Source organism: Streptomyces rimosus subsp. rimosus (genome assembly GCF_000720725.1).
Taxonomy (GTDB): Bacteria; Actinomycetota; Actinomycetes; order Streptomycetales; family Streptomycetaceae; genus Streptomyces; species Streptomyces rimosus_A.
The window spans coordinates 79,694-86,134 of sequence record NZ_JOCQ01000010.1 but is presented as its reverse complement, the minus strand read 5'-3'; the positions used below and the strand labels follow the sequence as shown (position 1 = coordinate 86,134).

Genomic DNA, 6,441 nt, shown 5'->3' with positions numbered 1-6,441 from the left:
AAGAGGGACCATGTCCACATCCAGTGAGCAGATCGTCGCGGCCCTCCGCGCCTCGCTGAAGGAAGCCGAGCACCTGCGCCGGCAGAACCGCACCCTCGTCGCCGCGGCCACCGAACCGCTCGCGATCGTGGCGATGAGCTGCCGCTACCCCGGCGGCGTGAACTCGCCCGAGGACCTGTGGGAACTGCTGGCCTCCGGCAAGGACGCGATCGGCGCGTTCCCCACGGACCGCGGCTGGGACCTCGACGCCCTGCGGGACGCCGGGGTCGACCAGCGCGGCAACGCCGTCAGCCAGGAAGGCGGCTTCCTCGACGGCGTGGCCGACTTCGACGCGGACTTCTTCGGGATCTCGCCCCGCGAATCCCTCACCATGGACCCGCAGCAGCGGCTCCTGCTGGAGACCTCCTGGGAGGCGATCGAGCGGGCCGGCATCGACCCGGTGTCGCTGCGCGGCAGCCGCACCGGCGTGTTCGTCGGCACCAACGGCCAGGACTACGCCTACCTGCTGGTGCGCTCGCTGTCCGACGCCACCGGCGACATCGGCACCGGGATCGCCGCCAGCGCCACCTCCGGGCGGCTGTCCTACACGCTGGGCCTCGAAGGCCCGGCGGTGACGGTCGACACGGCGTGCTCCTCCTCGCTCGTGGCCCTGCACTCGGCGGCCCACGCCCTGCGTGCCGGTGAGTGCTCGCTCGCCCTGGTCGGCGGCGTGAACGTCATGTCGTCCCCCGGCTCCCTGATGGAGTTCAGCCGGCAGGGCGGCCTCGCGGCGGACGGCCGGTGCAAGGCGTTCTCCGAGGCCGCCGACGGCACCGGCTGGTCGGAAGGCGTCGGCGTGCTCCTCGTCGAGCGGCTTTCCGACGCCCGCCGCAACGGGCACCCCGTGCTCGCCGTCGTACGGGGCTCGGCCGTCAACCAGGACGGCGCCTCCAACGGCTTCACCGCGCCCAGCGGCCCGTCCCAGCAGCGGGTGATCCGCCAGGCGCTGGCGAGCGCGGGCCTGTCCGCCTCGGACGTGGACGCGGTCGAGGCCCACGGCACGGGCACGCCGCTCGGCGACCCGATCGAGGCCCAGGCGCTGCTGGCCACGTACGGCCAGGACCGCGACCCCGAGCGGCCGCTGCTGCTCGGCTCGGTGAAGTCCAACCTCGGCCACACGCAGGCCGCTGCCGGGGTGGCCGGGATCATCAAGATGGTCCTGGCGATGCGGCACGGCGTGCTGCCGCAGACGCTGCACGTGGACACGCCGTCGTCGCACGTGGACTGGGCGTCCGGCGCGGTGGAACTCCTGGGCACGGGGCCGCGCGAGTGGCCCGCGGCCGACCGGCCGTGGCGGGCGGGCGTGTCGTCGTTCGGCATCAGCGGCACCAACGCCCATGTGATCGTGGAACAGGCGGCACCGGCCGACGAGCCGGCCCCGGAATCCGAGGTGGCACCGGCCGTGGTGCCCTGGCTGGTGTCGGGCAGGTCCGAGGAGGCCCTGGCGGCGCAGATCGAACGGATCTCGGCGCTGCGGGGCGCGTCGTCCCCGGCCGACGTGGGGTTCTCGCTCGCCAACGGCCGTTCGGTCTTCGAGCACCGCGCGGTGCTGCTCGCGCAGTGCTCCGACGGCGAACTGTCCGAGGCGGCCCGGGGCCGCGCGGAGACGGGCCGCTCGCTCGCGGTGCTGTTCTCGGGCCAGGGCGCGCAGCGCGCCGGGATGGGCCGGGAACTGTACGGCCGGTTCCCGGTGTTCGCCGAGGCGCTGGACGCCGTACTGAAGCACTTCGACGCCGGACTGCGGGACGTGATCTTCGGCGAGGCGGAGGGCCTGGACGAGACCGGGTGCACGCAGCCGGCGCTGTTCGCCGTCGAGGTGGCGCTCTTCCGGCTGGTGGAGTCCTGGGGCGTTCGCCCGGACTTCGTGGCCGGGCACTCGATCGGTGAGATCGCCGCCGCGCACGTGGCCGGGGTGTTCTCGCTGGAAGACGCGTGTGTGCTGGTGGCGGCGCGGGCACGGCTGATGCAGGCCCTGCCGGAGGGCGGCGCGATGGTGGCCGTGCAGGCCACCGAGGACGAGGTGACCGGGCGGCTGGTCGACGGGGTGTCGATCGCGGCGGTCAACGGCCCCGGAGCGGTGGTGCTCGCCGGGGAGGAATTCCAGGTGCTGCGGATCGCGGCGGAGTTCGCCGACGAGGGCCGCAAGACCCGGCGCCTGCCGGTGAGCCACGCCTTCCACTCGCCGCTGATGGACCCCATGCTGGCGGACTTCCGGCAGGTGGCCGAGGAACTGTCGTACGAGGCTCCGCAGATCCCCATCGTCTCGAACGTGACCGGAGAGGTCGCCGACGACGAGCTGGTGTGCTCGCCCGAGTACTGGGTGCGGCACGTACGGGAGACGGTGCGCTTCGGCGACGGCGTACGCGCGCTGGCGGCCGAGGGCGCCTCGGTCTTCCTGGAGCTGGGGCCGGACGGTGTGCTGACGGCGATGGCCCAGCACACCCTGAACGAGACGGCCGTGACCGTCCCCGCCCTCCGCAAGGACCGCCCCGAAGAGGCCGCCCTGCTCACCGCGCTGGCGCGGCTGCACGTCACGGGCGTCGGCATCGACTGGTCCGGGATCTTCGACGGCACCGGCGCCCGCCGCGTCGAGCTGCCCACGTACCCCTTCCAGCACGAGCGGTACTGGCCCCGCCCCGCCGCGCTCTCCGGAGACGTGACCGGAGCGGGCCTTCAGCCTGCCGGACACCCGCTGCTGGGCGCGACGCTGACCGTCGCGGACTCGGGCCAGGTCGTCTTCACCGGCCGGCTGTCGCTGCAGACGCACCCGTGGCTGACCGACCACAAGATGGGCGGCAGCGTCCTCTTCCCGGCCACCGGCTTCCTGGAGCTGGCGATGCGCGCCGGTGACCAGATCGGCTGCGACCGCGTCGAGGAGTTCCTGCTGCTGACTCCTCTGGTGCTCGCGGACGAGAGCGCCGCACAAGTACAGGTGGTGGTCGGCGCGCCCGACGAGACGGGCGCCCGCAGGGTCTCGGTGCACTCGCGTACCGACGGTGCTGCCGACGAGCCGTGGACGCAGCACGCCGAGGGCACCCTGACCAGCGGGGAGCGCATCGCGGACTTCGGCGACCGGACCTGGCCCCCGCGGGACGCGGTGGCCGCCGACCTGGAGGGCTTCTACGACGGGACCGGCTACGGCCCGGCCTTCCAGGGCCTGCGCTCGGTGTGGCAGTACGAGGACGGGGCCTACGTGGAGGTGGCGCTCCCGGCCCAGGTGGCCGAGGACGCCGGATCCTTCGGGCTCCACCCCGCGCTGCTGGACGCGGTGCTCCAGTCCCACCGGATGGCCGGAGTCGGCAGCGAGCACGAGGACGCCCTGCCGTTCGCCTGGCGGGGCGTCTCCCTGCACGCCGGGGGAGCGTCGGTGCTGCGGGCCCGGGTCGCGAAGACCGGTGAGGACTCGGTGTCCATCACGGCCGTCGATGTCGAGGGCGCGCCCGTCCTGTCCGCCGAGGCGATGGTGATACGGGCCTACCAGAACCCCGGAGCCGGCCGGCCGGCGGGACAGCGCGGCACGGAACACGGAACGCTCCTGTCGCTGGACTGGGTGGCGGCGCCCGAGGTGCAGCCCGCCGATATCCGGTGCGTGTCCCTGGGCGACGACGACCTCCGAGTGGGCGCGTCGGTCGCATCCCTCGCGGACCTGACGGGGGACGAGGACCTGGTGCTGGTCCCCGTGTCCGGCGGTACGGACGACGACGTGCCCGCCATGGCCCACGAGGTGACGGCCCGGGCCCTGGGCGTGCTCCAGGACTGGCTCGGCCGGGAGGAATCCGGCGCCACGCGCCTGGTGTTCGTCACGCGCGGCGCCGTATCCGCCGACGAGGGCGAGCCCGTACGGGATATGGCTGCGGCCGCGGTGTGGGGCCTGGTGCGCTCGGCGCAGACCGAGAACCCCGGACGCTTCGTCCTCCTGGATCTCGACGACGGCGACGACCTCGAAGACGGCGGTCTGACGGACGTTCTCGCGGAACTCCCGGGGCTGCTGGCCACCGACGACGCACAGTTCGTGGTCCGCGACGGCGCTGTCCGGGTGGCACGGCTGGCCTCCCTCAGCGGCGGCGCGGGCCTGCTGCCGCCCGCCGACGTGCCGTGGCGGCTGGACAGCGCGGCCAAGGGCAGTCTGGACAACCTGGTCCTCGCGCCGTGCCCGGACATCCTGGACCCGCTCACCGAGGGCCAGGTCCGCATCGATGTCCAGGCCGCGGGCGTCAACTTCCGCGACGTCCTGAACGCCCTGGGCATGTACCCGGGCGAGGCCGGGCTGCTGGGCGCCGAGGCCGCCGGTGTGGTGACCGGAACAGGTCCCGGTGTGCACGGACTGCGCCCGGGAGACCGCGTGATGGGCATGGTCTTCGGCGGTTACGGACCGGTCGGGGTGACCGATCAGCGGCTGCTGACCCGTATCCCCGAGGGCTGGACACCCGAGGACGCGGCATCGGTACCGCTGGTCTTCCTGACCGCGCTCTACGCCTTGAAGGACCTCGCCGGCCTTCAGCCCGGCCAGTCGATTCTCGTGCACGCCGGAGCCGGCGGCGTCGGTATGGCGGCGATCCAGCTGGCCCGGCACTTCGGGGCCGAGGTGTTCGCCACGGCCAGTGAGGGCAAGTGGGACACGCTGCGCGAGCTGGGTGTCGCCGACGACCACATCGCCTCCTCCCGGACCACGGACTTCGAGGAGCGGTTCCGGGCGGTCACCGGTGGCCGTGGCGTGGACGTGGTGCTCAACGCCCTGGCGGGTGAATTCGTCGACGCCTCCCTGCGGCTGACCGCCCCCGGCGGCCACTTCCTGGAGATGGGCAAGACGGACATCCGCGACCCCGAGTCCGCCGCCCCGGTGAACTACAAGGCGTTCGACCTCGCCGACGCGGGCCCCGACCGCGTACAGGGGATGCTGAACGAACTGCTGGAGCTGTTCGCGGCGGACACCATCCGCCCGCTGCCGGTGGTGACCTGGGACGTCCGGCGTGCGCCGGAGGCGTTCCGGTTCATGAGCCGGGCGCAGCACGTCGGGAAGATCGTGCTGACGCTGCCGCGCGCCTGGGACCCGGACGGCACGGTGCTGATCACCGGCGGTACGGGCGGCCTGGGCGGCGAGCTGGCCCGGCACCTGGTGGCCGAGCGGGGCGTACGGCACCTGCTGCTGGCCAGCCGCAGCGGCCCCGAGGCGGCGGGCGCGCAGGAACTGCGTGCGGAACTGGCCGCCCACGGCGCCGAGGTGACCATCGTCGCGGGCGACGTCGCCGACCGGGAAGCGGCCGCGGAGATGGTGGCTTCGGTGCCCGCCGCGCACCCGCTGACCGCGGTGGTCCACACCGCCGGTGTCCTGGACGACGGCGTGGTGGCGTCCTTGACGCCCGAGCGCCTGTCGGCCGTCCTGCGCCCGAAGGTGGACGCGGCATGGCATCTGCACGAGGCCACCAAGGATCTCGGTCTCGCCGCGTTCGTCATGTACTCGTCCGTCTCGGGCATCCTCGGCGGCGCGGGCCAGGGCAACTACGCCGCGGGCAACGTCTTCCTCGACGCGCTCGCCCGGCACCGTACGGCCCAGGGCCTGCCCGCCCACTCCCTGGCCTGGGGCGCCTGGGCCCCGAGCGGAGGCATGACCGCCACCCTCTCGGACGCCGACGTCCAGCGGATCGCCTCCTCCGGAGCCGCGCCCCTGACCGTCGAGCAGGGACTGGCCCTGTTCGACGCCGCCACCACGACCGACGCGGCGCACCTCATCACGGTCGGCCCCCTCGCCACCGGCGCCCGGGACCGCGGTGCCGTACCGCCGGTCCTGCGGAACCTGATCAAGGGCGCCCGCCGTACGGCGGCAGGCGGCGCGGGCGGCACCGAAGCGGCCGCGACACTCGCCCAGCGGCTGCGCGAGGCGCGCCCGGAGGAGCGCACGCGGATGCTGACCGACCTCGTACGGACCGAGGCGGCGGCCGTGCTCGGGCACGCCTCGGCCAAGGCCGTCGACACCCGGCGGGAGTTCAACGACCTGGGCTTCGACTCGCTGACCTCGGTCGAGCTCCGCAACCGGCTGTCCACCGCCACCGGTCTGCGGCTGACCGCCACCCTCGTCTTCGACTACCCCAACCCCCTCGCACTCGCCGGCCACCTCGTCTCGCAGCTCGTGGACGAGTCCGACGCGGGCCCGGACCTCCTCGCGGAGCTCGACCGGCTCGACGCCGCACTCGCCGCCGGCGAGCCCGACGCCCGCACCAGGGCCGCCGTCGCCGGGCGCCTGGCGCAGCTCCTGGACACCTGGCGCGGAGCCCCGGCGGAGGAGGACGGGGAGCAGGTCGCCGAGCGGATCGAGGCCGCCAGCACCGACGAGATCTTCGCCTTCATCGACAACGAGCTCGGCCGGCACAGCGCTCGCTGAATCCGGCCCCCAGCACATACACG

The 6,441-nt window shown here is 73.8% G+C and carries 1 protein-coding gene; it reads left to right on the top strand.

Annotated features, from left to right (window positions below):
- Positions 1-10: 10 nt before the first annotated feature.
- Positions 11-6,418, top strand: coding sequence for an SDR family NAD(P)-dependent oxidoreductase (locus IH45_RS0107610; RefSeq protein ID WP_050514623.1), 6,408 nt, complete (start codon positions 11-13; stop codon positions 6,416-6,418).
- The last annotated feature ends 23 nt before the right edge of the window (positions 6,419-6,441 follow it).